This is a genomic window from Clostridioides sp. GD02404 (assembly GCF_045898275.1).
Classification (GTDB): Bacteria; Bacillota; Clostridia; order Peptostreptococcales; family Peptostreptococcaceae; genus Clostridioides; species Clostridioides difficile_A.
Map to the genome: position 1 here is coordinate 51269 of NZ_JBJOCA010000019.1, position 19616 is coordinate 70884.

General features: G+C 29.3%; 19 protein-coding genes. 1 reads left to right on the top strand and 18 read right to left on the bottom strand.

Annotation, left to right across the window (positions count from 1 at the left end):
- Positions 1–91 precede the first annotated feature (91 nt).
- Complete coding sequence (gene purR / locus Q3287_RS12440) at positions 92–973, bottom strand: pur operon repressor (RefSeq protein WP_054271952.1); 882 nt, start codon at positions 971–973, stop codon at positions 92–94.
- A gap of 218 nt (positions 974–1191) precedes the next feature.
- Between purR and murC the strand changes: the two genes are divergently transcribed.
- Positions 1192–2544 (top strand): UDP-N-acetylmuramate--L-alanine ligase, encoded by a 1353-nt coding sequence (murC, locus tag Q3287_RS12445; RefSeq protein ID WP_054271953.1) that lies wholly within the window; start codon positions 1192–1194, stop codon positions 2542–2544.
- A gap of 56 nt (positions 2545–2600) precedes the next feature.
- Here the strand turns inward: murC and Q3287_RS12450 are convergent, their stop codons facing one another.
- The 17 genes from Q3287_RS12450 to phnG all read right to left on the bottom strand — a co-directional run bounded on the left by Q3287_RS12450 (position 2601) and on the right by phnG (position 19480).
- Positions 2601–3398, bottom strand: coding sequence for a hypothetical protein (locus Q3287_RS12450; protein WP_054277751.1), 798 nt, complete (start codon positions 3396–3398; stop codon positions 2601–2603).
- Between the two features lie 69 nt (positions 3399–3467).
- Positions 3468–4364 (bottom strand): cation diffusion facilitator family transporter, encoded by an 897-nt coding sequence (locus Q3287_RS12455; RefSeq protein ID WP_054277752.1) that lies wholly within the window; start codon positions 4362–4364, stop codon positions 3468–3470.
- Positions 4365–4548: 184 nt separating this feature from the next.
- A complete protein-coding gene (locus tag Q3287_RS12460; protein WP_054277753.1) occupies positions 4549–5664 on the bottom strand; it encodes a M20/M25/M40 family metallo-hydrolase in 1116 nt (371 codons plus the stop codon).
- 150 nt (positions 5665–5814) lie between these two features.
- The gene (locus tag Q3287_RS12465) at positions 5815–7092 is read right to left on the bottom strand and encodes a hypothetical protein (RefSeq protein WP_407964145.1); all 1278 of its coding nucleotides are present in this window, start codon (positions 7090–7092) and stop codon (positions 5815–5817) included.
- Positions 7093–7157: 65 nt separating this feature from the next.
- Complete coding sequence (rsmA, locus tag Q3287_RS12470; protein ID WP_054271958.1) at positions 7158–8027, bottom strand: 16S rRNA (adenine(1518)-N(6)/adenine(1519)-N(6))-dimethyltransferase RsmA; 870 nt, start codon at positions 8025–8027, stop codon at positions 7158–7160.
- A 158-nt stretch (positions 8028–8185) separates the two neighbouring features.
- Positions 8186–8716 carry a ribonuclease M5 gene (gene rnmV, locus Q3287_RS12475; protein ID WP_074180073.1) on the bottom strand — a complete coding sequence of 177 codons (531 nt, stop codon included), beginning with the start codon at positions 8714–8716 and terminating at the stop codon, positions 8186–8188.
- Between the two features lie 361 nt (positions 8717–9077).
- On the bottom strand, positions 9078–10145 hold the full coding sequence (locus Q3287_RS12480) for a putative 2-aminoethylphosphonate ABC transporter substrate-binding protein (RefSeq protein ID WP_219673896.1): 1068 nt from the start codon (positions 10143–10145) through the stop codon (positions 9078–9080).
- An 11-nt stretch (positions 10146–10156) separates the two neighbouring features.
- The gene (locus tag Q3287_RS12485) at positions 10157–11845 is read right to left on the bottom strand and encodes a putative 2-aminoethylphosphonate ABC transporter permease subunit (RefSeq protein ID WP_219673895.1); all 1689 of its coding nucleotides are present in this window, start codon (positions 11843–11845) and stop codon (positions 10157–10159) included.
- 17 nt (positions 11846–11862) lie between these two features.
- Positions 11863–12858: an ABC transporter ATP-binding protein gene (locus Q3287_RS12490; protein WP_407964146.1), complete on the bottom strand. Its 996-nt coding sequence runs from the start codon at positions 12856–12858 to the stop codon at positions 11863–11865.
- Positions 12859–13695, bottom strand: a complete 837-nt coding sequence (locus Q3287_RS12495; protein ID WP_407964147.1) for a PHP domain-containing protein — start codon at positions 13693–13695, stop codon at positions 12859–12861.
- A gap of 3 nt (positions 13696–13698) precedes the next feature.
- Positions 13699–14868: an alpha-D-ribose 1-methylphosphonate 5-triphosphate diphosphatase gene (locus tag Q3287_RS12500; protein WP_407964148.1), complete on the bottom strand. Its 1170-nt coding sequence runs from the start codon at positions 14866–14868 to the stop codon at positions 13699–13701.
- Entirely contained in the window at positions 14869–15582 is a 714-nt protein-coding gene (locus Q3287_RS12505) for a phosphonate C-P lyase system protein PhnL (RefSeq protein ID WP_054271965.1), read from the bottom strand.
- A gap of 40 nt (positions 15583–15622) precedes the next feature.
- Positions 15623–16489, bottom strand: coding sequence for an ATP-binding cassette domain-containing protein (locus tag Q3287_RS12510; RefSeq protein WP_054271966.1), 867 nt, complete (start codon positions 16487–16489; stop codon positions 15623–15625).
- Positions 16482–17351: an alpha-D-ribose 1-methylphosphonate 5-phosphate C-P-lyase PhnJ gene (locus Q3287_RS12515; protein WP_054271967.1), complete on the bottom strand. Its 870-nt coding sequence runs from the start codon at positions 17349–17351 to the stop codon at positions 16482–16484. Before Q3287_RS12515 ends, Q3287_RS12510 begins: the two co-directional genes overlap by 8 nt.
- A gap of 19 nt (positions 17352–17370) precedes the next feature.
- A complete protein-coding gene (locus Q3287_RS12520; RefSeq protein ID WP_054271968.1) occupies positions 17371–18456 on the bottom strand; it encodes a carbon-phosphorus lyase complex subunit PhnI in 1086 nt (361 codons plus the stop codon).
- Between the two features lie 2 nt (positions 18457–18458).
- On the bottom strand, positions 18459–19034 hold the full coding sequence (phnH, locus tag Q3287_RS12525) for a phosphonate C-P lyase system protein PhnH (protein WP_407964149.1): 576 nt from the start codon (positions 19032–19034) through the stop codon (positions 18459–18461).
- A 14-nt stretch (positions 19035–19048) separates the two neighbouring features.
- The gene (gene phnG, locus Q3287_RS12530) at positions 19049–19480 is read right to left on the bottom strand and encodes a phosphonate C-P lyase system protein PhnG (RefSeq protein WP_054271970.1); all 432 of its coding nucleotides are present in this window, start codon (positions 19478–19480) and stop codon (positions 19049–19051) included.
- Positions 19481–19616: the final 136 nt, after the last annotated feature.

Below are 19616 nucleotides of genomic sequence, written 5' to 3' on the forward strand. Positions count from 1 at the left end.
AAATTAATATAAACTGTTTTTTAAGTAATTCTATGAACAACTAGGGATATCCTCTTTTTATTTTTACATATTTTTCTAAATATTTTTTTTATTAATCTTCATCTATCTCAAATTCAAATTCTGAATCTTCTTCCTCATCTAAATCTTCATTTCTATATTCATCTTTAAAAGTCTTTAAATTTGGCTCTACTACTATTTTATCTCCATCGACATCCAGCTGAATTAATGAGATATAATCTTTTACCATCTTTTCTGAAGGGTTTGTTGTAGATATGAATACTCCAGTACCTATAACTTCTGCACCAAATTCATTCATAAGGTCTACCATTCCTTTTATAGTACCTCCACCCCTCATGAAATCATCTATAATTATAACCTTACTGTCTGGCTTAAGGGCTTTTCTTGGCAAACTCATACTCTCAACCTTAGAACTTCTATTACCACTCACATATGTCATACTAAGAGTAGGACCTTCTGATACTTTTATATCTTTTCTTATTATTACTAGAGGTAAATTCATAGCTTTAGCAGTCATAAGTGCCATAGGTATACCTTTTGTCTCCATTGTTACAACATAATCTGCATCTACATAATCAATATTTGAGGCAAATATCTTTCCTATTTTAGCAGCTATTGTAGGGTCATAAATTAAATCAATCAAGTATAAAAAACCACCAGATAATATTCTAGACTTGTCACATATTTTCTCACATAATTCCATTAAGAACTCTGCATTTTCTGCTATAGAAGTTTTAGGTATATATTTTACGCCTCCCGCTGCTCCTGAGATAGTTATAACTTTACCTAAATGAAGTTTTTCAAATACATTCTTTACAACTAATAAATCTTCACTTATTGTTGATTTTGCTGCATTAAATTGATTTGTAAAATAACTTAATGTATATATTTTATTTGGATTGTCAGATAGTATTTTAACTATCGCTCCAATTCTCTCTGTTCTTTTAAATTTCATTGCTATTTCCTCCTACAAGTACCTTTATATAACGTTAAACTAACTAATGCATAACAATTCTTATTGTGGTATAATATTACTTATGTTTTATTATATTCAAAAATAAAATACATATAATATTATATGCATATTAATTATAAAATATTGAACATTATATTATTATACCACAAAAATAGTTCATATTGTAGGACTTAATTAAAAAGAAAGGTGGTTTTATTATGAATATACACTTTATAGGAATTGGCGGTATCAGCATGAGTGCATTAGCTGAAATATGTATCAATAAAGGTTACCAAGTTTCAGGTTCGGATTCAAACGAATCATATCTATTAGACAAACTTAGAGACCAAGGGGCAACTATCTATATCGGTCAGAAAAAAGAGAACATATCAGATAATGTAAATATGGTTGTTTATACAGCAGCAGTTCATCCAGACAATGAAGAACTTATAGCTGCTAAAGAAAAAAATAAATTAGTAATGAACAGGGCTACTTTTTTAGGCCAAATCATGAGGGAATATAAGAACTCTATAGCAGTTTCTGGAACACATGGAAAGACTTCTACAACATCTATGTTATCTACAATCTTTGAATATGCAGATTTAGACCCAACTATACTAGTTGGTGGTAACTTAAGTATGATAGGTGGTAATGTTAAGATAGGTAATTCTGACCACTTTATAACTGAAGCATGTGAATATGTAGATAGCTTCCTTAATTTTAACCCTAAAATATCTATAGTCTTAAATGTTGAGGAAGACCATCTTGATTATTTCTCTGGTATAGATGAAATCAAGGCTTCTTTTAACAAATTTGGTAAGCTATTACCTCCAGATGGCTATTTCATAATAAATGGTGATGATGAGAATGTTGATGACATATTGTACGATGTTAAGGCTACTATTATAAAATACGGTAGAGACTCTGATAATGATGCTGTAATAAAAGATATTCACTTTGACAATGGTGGTCATGGAATATTTAAAATAGAATATCAAGGAAGAGACCTAGGAGAATTTGAACTTTCTGTATATGGTCTTCATAATATATACAACGCATCTTCTGCTATAATGGCAGCTCTTGTTTCTGGTATTGATTTAGAGACTATAAGAAAAAATATAAAGATTTATAAAGGCGTAGGAAGAAGATTTGAGACTAAAGGATATTATAAAAATGCTTTAGTAATAGATGATTATGCACATCATCCAACTGAATTAAAAGCTACTTTAGCTGCTGCTAAAAAATTAAAAAAATCCACTTTATGGTGTATCTTCCAGCCACATACTTATACTAGAACAAAATCTCTTTTAGGTGAATTCTCAGAAGCATTCTATGCAGCTGATAAAGTTATAATAACAGATATATATGCTGCTAGAGAAAATGACCCAGGAGACATACATTCTAAAGACTTAGTTGAAAAGTTATATCAAAACAATGTAGATGCTATCTACATAAAAGAATTTGAAGATATAGTAAAATATTTACGTGAAAATGTTAATGATAATGATTTAGTAATAACTGCTGGTGCTGGTCCAATTTATAAAGTTGCAGACTTGTTGGTTGAAAAATAATATATAAAAAGTAATTTAGGCTATCAAATATCTGATTTGATAGCCTTCTTAAAATCTTATTTCTTTCCAATTTCAAATATCTCGTTTTTAAGATAATCAAACAAACTTGTATGAACCTCATAGTAAGATACAGTTTTTTTAGAAGTGACTTTCACATAATCTTTTCCCATTGTTTCAACTTTTACAGCAAAATTATCGCCTTTTATGTCTATAGTAAAGTTATATTCACTTCTTTCTTTACTTTTCTCAGGCTGAACTTTCCCTACAACCCTCTTTGAAATCATCTTATGCGCTAAATCATCAAACTTCCATCTATGAACCTTTTTAATTTCTTTTCCATGAGATATAGTCACTTCTTTCCAATCTTTATAGTGACTTAAGAGGTCAAATGAAGTATATATACTTTCATCTAAAAGCTTCTTAAAAGCACTCTTAGAATCAACTGGAACTTTATAATACTCTTCTTTGTTTACAGTATATACTCTAAAAAAGTTAAGGTCTGTAGAAAACTTAACACCATCATCAGAATAACCTTCGTAAACTGCTTCATAAGAAGATGTGGTATTTCTTACTTTCTTAAAATCTGAGAAAAAGAACTTTATCTCATCCCACATATCTTCTTCGATTTTTATGTTTTCTATGTTCTTATCTGATATATAAATCTTCTTCTTCTCTTTTATTTGAGTCATTAAAGACCGAGTATCTTCTTCTTCTCTTTCTACCTTTTTTGGAACTTCACTTTTATCCTTTTCCATATTCAATCCTATTTTGAAGGATATAAAGTATATTATAAAGAAAACAACCACTCCTATTAATATCGCAGCTTTTTTCTTTAGTTTTCTTTTCTTACTCATTTAACCACCCCTAGAGTTTATAATCATAAAACAATTATATAACTTTTTACACTTTTTTTTAAGGTTTAATTATTTATTACACTTATTTCCTTGACAATTAGTACATGGTTCAACGTGAACCGTTATACCTTTTACAAATTCCATGTGTTTTATTATATGTTTTTCAAGTTTAGTAGCAATGTCATGACCTTGCTTAACTGTCAAGTTTTCATCAACACATATAGTCAAATCCACATATGCCATAGCTCCATGTTTTCTAGTCTTTATATCTCCTAGATTCTTAACGCCTTCTGTATCTGCTACAATATAGTTTAATTCTTTTATTTCTTCTTCATCAACTGAAACATCCATCAATTCATTAACAGAACTTATAAGTATATCTATTCCTACCTTAGCTACAAATATGGCCACTACAACTGATGCAATTGGGTCTAAAGGCTTAAAGCCTAAAATAGAACCTCCTATCCCTATAAAAGCAGCTACTGAAGATAATGCATCTGACCTATGATGCCAAGCATCAGCTTTTAAGGCTGGAGAATTTATCTTTTTAGCAATTTTTATTGTTATTCTATATTGATACTCTTTTATCAAGATTGAAATAACTGATACAACTAATGGTAATATTGATGGAACACTTAATGCATCTAAGTTAAATAAAGATTTAATTGCCTCTATACCTATTGTTATAGAAACAAATATAAGTAATATTGATAATACGAATGATACCAATGTTTCTGCTTTCTCATGCCCATAATTATGTTCTCTATCTCCTGGTCTAGAAGATACATAATTACCTATTAATACTCCTATCGAACTTATGATATCTGATGCTGAATGTAAACCATCTGCAATCATTGCACTAGAGTTACCAATAACCCCAGCTATCATCTTAATTATTGTTAATGCTATATTCCAAAGTATTGATTGTATAGTTATTTTATTTGCTTCCTCATACCTTGTTTCCATTTTTATTCCTCCTTCTAAAACGACTCTAATATTATATCAAAAACATACATCTGGATATAAATTAAACTTACTATTACATGCAAATGTATACTCTTTACTTTCAATAGAGATTATCAATCTTCTATAAAATGAAAAATCACCTAGCTTAAGCTAGGCGATATATATTATACACTATTATTTAAATTTATGCTTCTTTTATTATCTCTACTACCATTTTAGCAGAATCATATAAATCTTTTATAGCTATATGTTCGCTTAATGTATGAGCATTTTTCATACCTATTCCTAAAGTTATAGCTTCGATACCATTTTTACTTAATATATTTGTATCACTACCTCCTCCTGTAGATTCAGTATGACCTTCTATACCTAAGTTTGAAAAAGCTTTCTTTGCAAGTTTTATTATTTCAGAATCCTCACTAACATCAATTGGAGTATATGCTCTGTTTACATCTATTTCAATTTGAGCTCCAAAATCTTTGGCAGCTTTTTCAAAAGTATCTACCATATGTTTAGTTTGAACATCCAATTTATCTTCTTTTAAACTTCTAGCTTCTGCAACTATATTAACTTCACCTGTTACTATATTTGTAGCTGTTCCGCCGTTTATAATTCCTATGTTAGCAGTTGTTTCTTCATCTATTCTAAGTAAATTCATATTTTCTATTGCTCTAGCTGCTACCATTATAGCACTTATACCAGCTTCAGGCTCAAGACCTGCATGAGCAGTCTTTCCTAATATCTTAACATTTATTACATCTTGTGCAGGAGCTTTTACTATTATTTCTCCAGGAGAACCTCCACTATCTAATACAAAAGCATATTTAGAATCTATTTTTCCATAGTCTAAATTTTTAGCACCAACTAATCCACATTCTTCACATATAGAGAATACAACTTGTATATCAGTATGTTCTATGTTATTTTCCTTTATATATCTTAAGCCTTCTAATATAGCTGCTATACCTGCTTTATCATCAGAACCTAATATTGTAGTACCATCACTTTTTATTATTCCATTTGCTTCATCCACTATAGGTTTTACTCCTATACCTGGAGTTACTGTGTCCATATGTGAACTAAATAATATTTTCTTACCTTCTTTGTTTCCTTTTAATGTAGCTATTATATTGCCAGTTTCTCCATTTGTTTTTTCACCAGCATTATCTACTGCAACTGAACAACCTATTTCTTCTAATTTTTTAACTAATACTTTAGCAACATTCCCCTCTTTTAAAGATAAACTGTCTATCTGTATTAATTCAAGGAACTCGTTTAAAATTCTTTGCTCGTTTATCATAATTTTCCTCCATAATATAATAGGTATTTCAACATATATTGTAGTGTAATATTTAAATATTATCAATAGTTTTTAAGTTTTTATATTACTTTCATTAATTTATTTTAGTAAAATGAAAGTTAAAGCTAAATTCTTGCATTTTCACTATTTCTATCTGACTATATTTCTTTGTCTAGAATCTATAAAACATAACCAATATCCTAAACTATTTGTTCTATTGTCACAAGCTTGGTATCTTAAGAATCCTGTACTTCCATTGTCTGGCTGTTCACTTCTATTTCCCGGAATAGCATATATATAATGTTTTCTTTTATTATATTCATCATATTGAACTCCAAATAAGTAATGTCTATATTTATATGAATTTAATACTGCATCACTATACATCGTATAATTCAACACATTTAAATATCCTAAATGTGGCATTGTATATCCACATAGAGTTGTAGGGTTTATCTCTATTTTCCACCATCTTGTCTTATCTATATAATCTGTCGCAAAAGGTTTTACTTCTCTAAAAAGTTTCAAACCTTTCTTTATTTGTCTAGGCATAAGTAATGTTCCAGCTTGTTTATTTCCACTATCTCCTTGACTTATTCCATTAGCTCTTTTTATTTTTTCAATATTATTTAACTCTTTTTGAGCTTTCTTTGATTTAGTAGGTTTTGAAGAAACGATAGCTTCTTCTTCTCTACTTATTTCAAAATCTTCTTCATCATCTTCGTCATATTCCTCATCATACTCCATATCTCTATATTCTTCTTGTTCTTTAACCTTATTATAATTTTCTATTTCCTTATAGTTATTAAATTCTTCTATTTCCTCATCACTAGAATCTTCTATATCCGTTCTTGCTTTTAACTCTCCCTCTTCAACGTCTTCATCATCTTCCCAATAATCTTCATACTCATCTTCATCATATTCTTCTATAATATATTCTTCATCGTCATTCCCTTCTTCTCTATCACTCTCTTCCTCAGCGTCTGACTCTTCATATTCTTCGTCTTCTTCCAATTCTTCATATTCTTCTTCATATTCTTCTTCTATCTCTTGGAATAATATGTCCTCATAATTTTCAATCTTATTTCCTTTAAATCCAATTAAAGGTATGTTTCTTTCATACAATAACGCAATACCTTTTATCTCATCATCGTAATCTTCTAAATCTAAAACAAATTCACCTCTTCCTTGTTCATTTAAAATTATATTTCCCAAGTCTATCAATCCATGGTCACCTTTTATTGCCACTGCTTTATACCCATCTTTAACATATTTTAGATTTTCTACATATAATGCAATAATTGCTTTTTCATCATTTACTTCAACTTTTGCAAAAGCTTTTGGCAGTACTCGTTCTTTGTATCTAAAGTTTATGTCTTTAGCTTCTAGTATTATATAGTCTCTTTTAAACTTTCTTTTAGAACCCACTGCAATCCCCCCTTAACACAGTTTCTCTAAACAATATATGTTGATAAAATAAAAAAAAGTACCTTCTATTTAGAAGATACTTTTGTATTTATTATATTTGAAAGAACTGCAAACTCTTCTATACTAAGAGTTTCGCCCCTTCTTTTTTCGTCTATATTAGCTTCTTTTAATATTTCTCTTATTTCATCTTTATTAAGAAAACCAAGTCCTCCCAACGAATTGAGAAGAGTTTTTCTTCTTTGTCCAAAAGATGCTTTTACTGTTTTAAAAAATAGTTCTTCATTATGAACATCATATTTTTTTTCAGCTCTTACATGTAGACCTATAACTGTAGAATCTACATTTGGTTGTGGTATAAACATATGTCTTGGAGCTTTTGCTACAATCTCTGTTTCACAATAATATTGAACAGCTATAGATAATGCTCCATAATCTTTAGTGCTTGGCATAGCATTCATTCTATCTGCAACTTCTTTTTGAACCATGACCACTATATCTGTTACAGGTATATCTTCTTCTAAAAATTTCATAACTATTGGGGTAGTTATATAGTATGGGAGGTTTGCCACAAGCTTAACTGGCCCACCATTTAATTTTTCTTTTATTAGTTCTTGTATATCTACTTTTAATATATCTTTGTTTACTACTTCTGTGTTATCTAAATCTGACAATGTGTCTTTCAGTATAGGGATTAAATTCCTGTCAATTTCTATAGCTACTACTTTTTGTGCTACTTTACCCATTTCACGAGTAAGTGTACCTATACCAGGCCCCACTTCTATTATATTATCGCCTTCTTTAATTCTAGCTCCAACCAGTATTTTATCAATTATATTACTATCTATCAAAAAATTCTGACCTAGAGACTTTGAAAATTTAAAATTATATTTTTGTACTACTTCTTTTGTTGCACTATGTGAAGATAGTCTATCCATTATTTACTCCTTTTAACTTATTTTAAGATTTAATTTTTTTAATTATACATATTCGTATGTATTTAAAATAAAGTATTTATTAGAAATATTTTATCTTAAATTAACCTGTTATTTTACATCCATTTTATATAATATTTTTCACATACTAAATATTACACTTAGAGCTGTTTTAATGCATCTATAAATTCTTCTCTTTCAACTCCATAATTATTCAATCTATTTAAAAATTGTTTCGCGTTTCCATATCCAATTCCAAGTATTTTGCCAAGTGTATCTCTTCTAAGTGATGCATCTTCATTGCCTATAAGACCATTTCTAATTAAATCAACTTGTTTAAATTCATTTCTTTTTTCTGTATTTTCAGTTCTGACTTTATTTAAAGCAGCTATTATACTTTTAGGCGTAGCATTTTCAATACCTATATCTCCATCTTTTTTAGCTTCTTCTCTTGGTAGAAATGCATGTTTACATCCTGGAACTTCTGATGCTATTTTTTTTCTTATTTTTTCACCTGCAAAGTCTGGGTCTGTAAATATTATAACACCACATCTCTCATTAGCAGATTTTATACGCTCCATTACACCTTTTGGAAATCCAAATCCACCTGTAGTTATAAGTTCTGCATCTATTGCTCTCTTAACTGCTGTAACATCATCTCTACCCTCTACTACGATTATTTCTTTTATCATATAAATTCACCTTTTATTCATTTTTAGTTTTTCTTTACATCTCTTTATTTTAAAGTTTTTATTTGATTTAATCAAGGTACTAAACTATTTATTTTTATTTGAAAACATATCTTATTAAAAAATTATTTTATTAGATTAATATAGACTTTGTTTTTTATAACCTTATTTCCAAATATGATTAAAGATATTCTTCTGCATATTCAATCTGTAAATATATTTTCTTAATATTCATTATATCCTTCTGTCAATAGAATATTTATATATAAAAAGGTGAACTCCATCTATTGGAATTCACCTTTTTATATTTGTAAATTATCATTTTATTTTGGTATACTTTATTTTAAGTTAATTTACTATAAGTTTAACTCTCTTTTTCTGTTTTTCCATCATATTTTGATATCCATTTATTTAATATAGTTTCTCTATTTTTTGCTGCTGATTTTAAATCATTATCTATCATTTGTTCTAATGGCTTTTTAGGGAATCCTTCTGGAATTGGATTTCCTGTAGAAACTGTAGTAACAGCATAATTCTTAGAGTATTCATTCATTGCATCCTTACTTATTGCCCAATCCAAAAATACTTTTGAAGCTTCTTTTATATCGTCTTTTTTCACAAGCGCATTTGCTTCTATATCCCATCCAGAACCTTCTTTTGGAAATACAACTTCTACTGGATAGCCTTCCTCTTTTAGTTTTATACCTCTATATCCAAAAGATATACCTATAGGGTATTCTCCAGAAGCTGCTGATGTAGCTGGAGCTGAACCAGATTGAGTATATACACCAATATTTTCATGCAATTTATCCATGTACTGCCAAGCTTTTTCTTCTCCCATTATTTGTATAAGCGCTGATACTGTTAAATATCCTGTACCAGAAGAAGATGGATTAGGCATAGATATAAGACCTTTATACTCTGGTTTTGTTAAATCTTCATAAGAACTAGGAACTGGTATATTTTTATCTTTTAATTCTTTAGTATTTACTGTTATACCTGTCATCCAGGCATCTATTCCAACCCAAGAAGGAACTTCCTTATCATCCTTAAAAGCAGACTCTATTTCCTCAGAGCCTTTTGGAGCATATGGCTCTAACATTCCTTGGTCATCTGCAACTAACAAGCTTGTAGCTGCAACTCCCCATACAACATCTGCTTGAGGATTATCTTTTTCAGCAAGTAGTCTAGCTGTTATATCTCCTGTTGATGCTCTAACGATATTTAATTTTATATCTGGATATTGTTTTTTAAATGTTGCCAGATATGGTTCTATACTATCTTCTTCAATTGCTGTATAAACTGTTAAATCCCCTTTTGTCTTACTATCAGTCTTTGAATCTGAACCTGATGAAGCAGTACTACACCCAGTTATTACACTCAATAAAAGTGTTGATAATACTCCTAAAGAAACTAGCTTCTTAAATTTCATTTTTACCTCCCCTAAGCAACATCTTTTTGTTGCCATTTTTGTGTGTTATTTTTCAACTTCTTTGTGACAAATTCGTACAAAAGCCTTACTACTATATTTGTTAAAAGCACTAATACTGCCATAGCAGCCGATGGTCCTATATATCCTATCTCATCTAACTTTAGTATTGATATTGATGCAGTCTGAGTTTGAGGAGTATATAAAAATATTAATGCTGAAACAGTAACCATTGAATTTACAAAATAATATACTACTATTTCAAGTATTGATGTTATAGACATTGGAACTGTTATGTTAAAAAACACTTTATAAAATGGTATATTTATAGATTTTGCAACTAATTCATATTCTTTATCCAACATCTTTAAAGATGAATTTGAAGTTATAAAACATACTGAATAAAAATGAACTATATTTACTATTACTAGTATTGCTGTACTTCCATACAGAAAGTTTAATGGGTTATTTGATGAGTTAAAAAAAGTTATGTATGATATACCCAAAACTAATCCAGGCAATGCCATAGGTATCATCGATAAAAAGTAAGCAGTTTGTCTTAATTTAGGAAATTTATCTACCTTTTCTATCATATATGCACTAAAAAATACAAATATAGTTCCAAATATTGCTGTCAATGTTGATATTTTTAAACTACTTAAATAAGTTTTTATCCCACTTCCCAAGATACCTTTAAATGCATAATGTTCCATTGTAAAACTTAAATTATATGGCCATAGCTTTATAACTGAACCTACAACTGAAACGAATATCAAAACAAAGATTAATAAAGTTATAAAACTACATGCTATTAAAAACATTCTATCTCTAAGCTTGTTTTCCTTAATTTTATATGGCATAGATTTTGCAGTTATAGTCATTCCTTGCTTTTTACTTGCCATCTTGTCTAATGTAAAAGCTATCAATACAGGAATCAACATTACCATAGAAACAGTTGCCCCCATTGGTATGTTAAATTGTCCTACTACTTGTTTATATATGTCAGTAGCCAACACATTATAGTTTCCTCCAACTACCTTTGCTGCCCCAAAATCTGTAAATGCAAGTATAAAAGATACAAAGAATGAACTCACTAGCGAGTACTTTATACCTGGAATTGTAATTTTACAGAATTTCTTAAATTCACTAGCCCCCAAGCTATCCGCCGCTTCATAAAGTCTATAATCTGCCATTGAGAGTGCAACAGATAATATTAAGAATGCTTGTGGAAATGTAAATAGTATCTGAGAAATGATTATTCCTAATGGACCATATAATTGCACTTCAAACCCCATTGCGGTAAAGATTCCTTTATTTCCAAAAAGGTATATAAGTGAGATACCATATAACATGGTTGGTGCAAAAAGTGGAAACATCCCCATTGTTTTAAAAAAGTTCTTAAACTTTATATTTGTTCTCGTTATTGCATACGAATATATAAATGCTAAACATAATGATATTAAAGATGAAACTGTAGATACAAAAATTGAGTTTTTAAATGATGCTATAAGACTTGGATTTTCAATATACTTACTAAAGTTTGAAAATCCTATAAAATTTCCATTTGTATCTAAGAATGCATTTTTTAATAATGATACTAATGGAAACAATATAAATATTATTAGTAAAACTACTGAAAAAACTAAAAAACATTTTTGTATCGTGCTATCACCTATTCTTCTTTTGTTTTTTACTGTTATCATTTATTCACCTCTAGCTATTAAGCACATCCCTCTGATTTATACTCTACGATTCCTTCTTTAGGTATCTTAAAGCTTATTTTAGAACCTATACATAGTTTCATCTGTTCAGCAACTTTTGAAACTACATCTAACTTCATTTGCTTAGAACAATATTCAACTGTAATTCTATAATTAAAGCCTCTAAATTCAATATCCAAAATCTCACCAATTTTTACATCCTTATCTTTAGAGTCCTCATTAAACTCTACTTTTATATCTTCTGGTCTAATAGCTATTTTATTAATCCCATCATCTATAAAATTTATTGTTCCTATAAAATCAGCTACAAAAGGTGTGTTAGGATTTTTATACACTTCTTTTGGTGTTCCAACCTGTATTATTTCTCCACTATTCATAACCACCATTTTGTCAGCCAAACAAAGCGCTTCTTCTTGGTCATGAGTTACCATTATAGTTGTGATTCCTAGCTTTCTATGTAGACTTCTAATCTGCTCTCTTAGTTTCAATCTTACTTTTGCATCTAATGCAGATAACGGTTCATCAAGAAGTAAAAAGTCTGGTTCTAAAGCAATTGCACGAGCTAATGCTACTCTTTGTTGCTGTCCTCCAGATAATTGTGATGGATATTTTTTCTCATATCCACTCAATTCTACAACTTCTAGCACTTCTTTAACCTTCTTATCGATGTTAGATTTACTTATATTTTTATTTTCTAATCCAAAAGCTATGTTTTTGTAAACATTCATATTTGGAAATAGTGCATATGACTGAAAAACTATACCAAAATTTCTGCTTTCAGGTGGCGAATTAGTCATATCCTTATCATTTATTATTATTTTTCCATCATGCTTATCCTCAAGACCTGCAATTATTCTAAGCAATGTACTTTTACCACAACCACTTGGACCTAATAAACAGATAAACTCTCCTTTTTCAATATCAATAGATATATCTTTTAACACTTTGACTTGTCCATAACTTTTACTTATATTTTTTACTTGTAAAAAAGACATTTATAAAATCCCTCCTAAAGCCAACCTGAACTTAAATAAGTCTTCTCTATTTAAGCTCTTGCTTCCAAGTTCATAATTATGCTGAGAATAATCTCCATGGTAATCTGAACCTCCTGTAATTACCAAGTTGTACTTCTTAGCATAAAAAAGTGATTCTTTTTCTAATTCTTTATTGTGCGAAGGATGATATACTTCTATACCATCTAATCCTACTTTTACCATATCTTCAATAGCACTGAAATTATCCATTTGACCAGGATGAGCTAATACACAAATTCCACAAGAACTCTTTATAGCTTTTATTGCATCTCTATAATCCACATACTTTAAGGATACATATGCCTTGCCATTTCCTCTATGAAACAATTCTTTATATAGACTAGAATATATATTATCTGTATATCCTTTATCTATGAGAGCTTTCATTATATGCTGTTTAAATATTCCAGTCCTTGATGAGTATTTCTTTACATCTTCTAGCGATATTTTGTACCCTAAATCCATAATTTTATTTACCATCTTAACAGATGCTTTATGTCTATCACATACCATTGGATTACATAAGTTTTTTATTTCTTGACTGTCTAAATCTATGTTATACCCTAGAATATGAACTCTTTTTCTATTTTTATAATCATAAGCTGAGATTTCTATCCCTGGTATTATTGTCACTCCATAATGTTCTCCAAGTACAAGAGCTTCATCTAATCCAGATAAAGTATCATGATTTGTTATTGCTAGTACATTTATATTCTTTTCTGATGCTTTTTTTATTATTTCTTCTGTAGTTAAATTATTATCTGATATACTTGTATGACAATGTAAATCCGTTAACAATATTTATACCTCCCTTTTATAAACTGTATTTCCATTTACAATAGTATTTACAATCTTTGGATACTCACTATCAATATCTAACAAAACTAAATCGGCTTTTTTATTTTCTTTTATGCTACCTCTTTCATCATATATGCCTACTGCTTTAGCTGGATTTGAAGTAAATAAATTGACTGCTTTATTTAAATTGTTAGTTTTTTCTGCAACTATGCACATAGATTTTATCATAGCTGATGGAAGATAATCTGAACAAACAATATCACAACAATCTTCCAATATAGCATCCATTGCTTTTAAGTTGTTATTATGAGATTTTCCCCTTACAATATTAGGTGCTCCTAAACAAGTTAAGACACCTAGCTTCTTTGAATGTTTTGCAACCTCAAGAGTTATAGGAAATTCAGATACATTGACGCCTATATTTTTTATAAAATCCACCTTTTCTAACGTATCATCATCATGTGAAGCAATATTTATGTTTTTATTTTTTGCTTTTCCTATAACATTAGCTATTTTATTCCAATCCAAATTATCATGTAAATCTACTAAACCATTTAACCATGTATCAACATGATTTTCTGTAACTCCCCATACTTTAGTAGCATACTCTCTATAAAATGCTGGATTTGTATATTGACCTTGGCCTGGAGAATGGTCCATTATTGATAAATAGTCTATTTTATTTTGTTCCAATAATTCTGAAACCTTATCTAAACCTTCATGATATAATACTTCATATCTTAAATGTACTTTATGATTTATACTCTTACTATCTATGTTTTTATATGAATCGATATTTTTAATCATCTTTAAAGAATTATCAATACTTCTAACCCCTACTCCATCTCCTAAAGATATAGAATGATAAACTGTAGTTATTCCATTTGCAGGTAGTTTTTTATCAAGCTCATAAAATGCCATATTAAATGGTAACAATGTACTTGGTCTTGGCTCTATTTCCTTTTCAATGGCATCACTATGAATATCTATAATACCAGGTATGACATATAGGTTTTTTGCATCTATTACTTCATCTATCTCATTAAAATCAAATGCATAATCAATCTTATCATTTGATACTTTTTTTATTGTATCTCCTTCTATAATTAAATGAGCATTTTCAAGTATTATATCCTCTAATACAATATTTGCATTATGAATTAGCTTTATCATCTAGGCTACCCCGCTTTCACTCATAGTCCCTTTTGCCATAGTAAAGGTCTTATCTATAACAGTTTCCATAAATTCTATGTCATGGAAAATTCCTATCATTGTAGTTCCTTGACTTTTAAGTTCCAACATTTTTTCTTTTACATATATTTTAGATTGATTATCAAGTGATGCAGTTGGTTCATCAAGTAACAAGAGTCTAGGCTTTTTAACCATTGCTTGAGCAAGATTTAATCTTAGCTTTTCTCCACCAGAGAAATTATTTGGATAAGCATCCCATAAATTTTCCTTTATTTCAAATTGATTGAGTATATCCTTTGCCATGTCATATGCGCAAATCTTTTCAAATCCGCTCTCAATTAATGAATGTACTACTAGTTCAATTGCAGTTATACGTGGCAGTGTCTTTAAAAACTGTGATACATACCCTATTTCCTTTTTTCTAAGGTTTATCATTTCTCTGTCCCCAATTTTAGCTAAGTCTACATTTCCATATATTTCTGAGTTAAATATTATTTCTCCAGTTGTTGGTATGTATGTTTTATAAATACTTTTTAATATAGTTGACTTACCTGCTCCAGATTTACCTATTATTCCTAAGAACTCCCCTTTTAAAACTTCAAAATTTATATTATTACATGCTTTTATAGTCTTGTTTAATGCATGTAGTTCAAAATCTTTACTAAAATTATTTACCTTAAGTATAGTTTCTTTCATTTTATTTAAAGCCCCCATTTTACTTATTTACAAACAATATTTATAACAGTGAATTTATAAGTTGCTGAGTGTATGGGTGTTGTGGGTCTTCCATTATTTGGTCTGTAAGACCAGACTCAATCACACTTCCATTTTTCATTACAATTGTTCTATCTGCAAGCATCTTGATAACATCAAAGTCATGAGATACAACTACCATAGAAATCTTTAATTCTCTTTGAATTTCTCTTATTAAATCCAACACCTCTGCTTGCACAGATACATCTAAACCTGTTGTAACTTCATCTAGTAACAATATTGGAGGATTATTTGAAAGAGCTTTTGCTATTTGAACTCTCTGTTGCATTCCTCCACTAAAATATTTTGGTTTATGGTCTATTCTCTCTACAGGTATATTAGTTTTTATTAGAAGTTCTTTGGCTCTATCTCTTATTTTTTCAACATTATACAAGTTTGCCATTAATAATTTTTCTGCTATATTACCACCACTGCTAAAGTCCAAATTTAAACCAAGATGAGGATTTTGATACACAATACCCATAAAGTGATTCTTTATATATCTCTTTTTCTGGTCTGAAAGCTCTAATATATTTTCATCTTTATTGTAATGTGATATATATACTTCTCCACTATTTGCATGTTCTTGAAAAAACAGTATCTTTAACAATGTACTTTTTCCTGAGCCAGATTCACCTACAATCCCAAGGACTTCTCCTTCATAAAGTTCCAGACTTACATTATTACATGCGACTATAGAACCACAATATTTACATATATTATTGCTTTCATATCCTGTACTTTCAAAACACTTCTCACATCCATCTCCATAAATAAGATTGATATTTCTTCCTATTAATACTTGTTTGTCTATGTTTTCTACTCTTTTCGTTTTATTTATATTACTCATTCCAAGCACCTCCGATTGTCACATCTACACCGTTATTTCTTAACCTAACTTTTTCACAATAACTTGTATCTGAGCAACTATAGTACTTTTCATTGGTGTCACTATCGTATACTTCATCCAAAAATGTATTTGTACTTTTACATAAACTACAATGCTTTCCTTCAAATTTTTCCTCTTCAAATTTGTAATCTTCAAATTCTAAAGGTTCCACTTTTGTGTATGGAGGAATTGCGTATATCCTTTTTTCTCTCCCTGCTCCAAATAAGAATAAATTATCTGACATATTTAATTTTTTTATGTCAAACCTTGGTATTGGGGATGGATTCATTAAATATCTATCATTTACTTTACATGGGTATTCCGCAGCTATTGATATATCATCAAATCTTACTATATCTTCATAAAGATATACCCACATCCTACTGTAATCTTCTTCTGAATGCATTCTTCTCGTTTCGACTTCACTAGGTTCCACTATTCTAAGTGTTTCTGGTATTGGTACTTGAAATATTAGTATTTGGTTAGATTTTAGTTTTTCTTCTGGTATTCTATGTCTTGTTTGAATCAGTGTAGATTCTAACGTATCTTTTGTAGTTTCTACATTACTTACACCTGCAACGAAACTCCTTATATTACAAGCATTTGTAGAATCATCACTTCCCTGGTCAATTACTTTTACTACATCATTTTTACCAATTAATGATAGTGTTAATTGTAAACCTCCAGTACCCCATCCCTTAGCTATAGGCAACTCTCTTGAACCAAAAGGAACTTGATAACCAGGTATTGATACTGCTTTTAATATCTTTCTTCTTATTTCCTTTTTTGTGTTTTCGTCTAAAAAACCATAGTTATATATCACCTAAACTTACCTCCATGAACTATTTTATTCTTTCTACATCCGCTTTAAAATCTACATAATGAGGAAGTTTAAAGTGAGATATAAATCCTAATGAATCTATTCCATCTATATGAAGTAATACAAATTCTTCATCTTGTGCTAGTTTTTCACTATTTGGTTCTAGAGATTTATCCAGTATAGCCATAGATATAGCCTTATTCTCATTGTTCCCCATACAAAGACCATATCCTAAGGACATTTTATTTTTATCTCCTAAATTATTTTTAGAATTTTCAGTCTTGTTCTGTGATGCTTTGGATACTATTTCACATTCAGTAACCAACATATCGCCTATTGTTATTTGCTCATCTTCATAGATTGGATGTTTTATTTTTACAGATACATTACCTGTTCTAAGTTCACTTATATATGGATGTTCATCACCAAACCCTCTTACAATAGCATAAGCAAATCCTGATACTACTCCACTTTCACCTCTAGTTAAAGCCTGTAATTTTGCTGACCTAGAAACTGGAAATCTTAGACTATTCCTTGTAATATCATCTATCACTTCCTCTGATTTATCTGAACACACTTCTTCTTGCAATAAATTTTCTTCTCTAAATATATTAGATATCTTTGTAAACTTAGGGATTTCATCTACTTTTTCTAATTCATTTATAAAATTATTTTTAAATTCTCTATTCTTTTTCTCATCTTCTTCTAATAATTCTACATTTAGTATTCTATTCTCATAATCTCTTGTTGCTCCAAGGTATTGCCCTCCTGGTATGTCTTTAAATGTAGCTGATATTCTTCTCTTTATTCTCATTTCTTCTGTGTTTATAGGTTGTGAATATGTAACTCTAGGCATTGTTGACCTTAAAGCTCTTATATAAAAAGATGCTTCTAATATATCACCTTGAGCTTGTTTTATAGCTAAGGCAGATAATTCCTTATTGTATAAACTTCCTTCAGACATTACTTTGTCTACAGCATAAGACATCTGTTCCTTAATCTGCTTTACATCTATAGGTAAACTCTCTCCTTTTACTCTATAAAATTCAAGTATATTTTTAGCCTGTAATATAGCTTCTTCTCCACCTTTAACTGCTACATAAGCCATTGTTATAGTACCTCCCAACTTAATTTTGATGACCTTGGTATAAAAGCAAGTTCTCCATTTTTATCTACTAAAATTAAATCTACTCCTATTGGATAATCTTTATTTATAGTAGACAACCTCTCTAGAAATTCTTTTTTAATGCCATCTAAATAGAGACTATTTTTAGATTTTATACCAGGACCACTTAAATCAAGCTTTATATACTTAGTTTGATAATCTATTGATAAATCATTTACTTGATGTATTATAGTAGCACTCTCATCAGGATATTCAAAAGAACCTATTCTAACTTCTAGTATATCTATTTCTGAATTAGTATCTAAAAATAGATAATCTGACCTTTTATAATCTGCTTGATTTGACATTGTAAGTGCTCTTATATTTTTTATATCTTCTTGTGTATGATTCTCTACATAGAAGGTAACTTCTTGGTCTAATAGAGTAATTGCTATACCAATTGCTCCATTTGATAGTTTTGTATTATTTTCTATATTTATATTATCTATATTATTTAATTTCCCAGGAAATGAAGCACTATCTAGCAGTTTTCTATATATTTCTTGTGTATAATTTACCATGACTCTCCTCCTATTTAATCCATAGTATTGAATTGAACTTTTGTTTTATTAATTAAGCTAAACTCATCAATAATCTCTTGCTCATATCTCAAGTTCTCTTCATATACACTTTTATTTATATAATTTTTTAGCTCATCAAATTTAGTGTTATTGCTATGTAAAACTGCATCTATAGTTGCTAAATAAACAACTTTCTTATCATCATTTTCTGCAACTATTCCATAACCTAAACTTTCGTCTACTTTTACACTACATTCTGTAACTAATATCTCTCCTAAATTAAAAGTTGTATTATTTACACTTTCATTGGCTCTTACCATTACTGTAGCTAAGTTAGGGTCTTTGATTATAGAAATGCTTGATATATCTTTTATCATTGAATATATTTTTTCTAGTTCTCCTAAATCCATATTTATCAATATCTTAGTACTATCAATTGTATACAAGATTTTGCCTCCTTAATTTACCTTTCGTTTACTTATCTAAGAATATAATAAACAACTTAAGTTAAATAGATATTATGTTTCAGTTAAGTCTAATGGATATCTTGTAAATTCTTTTTTAACAATGTTAAGAAAATAT

Excerpts from the sequence above, each read along its gene's own strand:
- Q3287_RS12485 (WP_219673895.1), bottom strand. The coding sequence starts at position 11,845 with ATGATAACAGTAAAAAACAAAAGAAGAATAGGTGATAGCACGATACAA.
- phnH (WP_407964149.1), bottom strand. The coding sequence starts at position 19,034 with ATGGTAAATTATACACAAGAAATATATAGAAAACTGCTAGATAGTGCT.
- Q3287_RS12455 (WP_054277752.1), bottom strand. The coding sequence starts at position 4,364 with ATGGAAACAAGGTATGAGGAAGCAAATAAAATAACTATACAATCAATA.
- Q3287_RS12500 (WP_407964148.1), bottom strand. The coding sequence starts at position 14,868 with ATGATAAAGCTAATTCATAATGCAAATATTGTATTAGAGGATATAATA.
- Q3287_RS12460 (WP_054277753.1), bottom strand. The coding sequence starts at position 5,664 with ATGATAAACGAGCAAAGAATTTTAAACGAGTTCCTTGAATTAATACAG.
- Q3287_RS12520 (WP_054271968.1), bottom strand. The coding sequence starts at position 18,456 with ATGGCTTATGTAGCAGTTAAAGGTGGAGAAGAAGCTATATTACAGGCT.
- rsmA (WP_054271958.1), bottom strand. The coding sequence starts at position 8,027 with ATGGATAGACTATCTTCACATAGTGCAACAAAAGAAGTAGTACAAAAA.
- Q3287_RS12490 (WP_407964146.1), bottom strand. The coding sequence starts at position 12,858 with ATGTCTTTTTTACAAGTAAAAAATATAAGTAAAAGTTATGGACAAGTC.
- murC (WP_054271953.1), top strand. The coding sequence starts at position 1,192 with ATGAATATACACTTTATAGGAATTGGCGGTATCAGCATGAGTGCATTA.
- Q3287_RS12480 (WP_219673896.1), bottom strand. The coding sequence starts at position 10,145 with ATGAAATTTAAGAAGCTAGTTTCTTTAGGAGTATTATCAACACTTTTA.
- purR (WP_054271952.1), bottom strand. The coding sequence starts at position 973 with ATGAAATTTAAAAGAACAGAGAGAATTGGAGCGATAGTTAAAATACTA.
- Q3287_RS12450 (WP_054277751.1), bottom strand. The coding sequence starts at position 3,398 with ATGAGTAAGAAAAGAAAACTAAAGAAAAAAGCTGCGATATTAATAGGA.
- Q3287_RS12510 (WP_054271966.1), bottom strand. The coding sequence starts at position 16,489 with ATGAGTAATATAAATAAAACGAAAAGAGTAGAAAACATAGACAAACAA.
- Q3287_RS12505 (WP_054271965.1), bottom strand. The coding sequence starts at position 15,582 with ATGAAAGAAACTATACTTAAGGTAAATAATTTTAGTAAAGATTTTGAA.
- rnmV (WP_074180073.1), bottom strand. The coding sequence starts at position 8,716 with ATGATAAAAGAAATAATCGTAGTAGAGGGTAGAGATGATGTTACAGCA.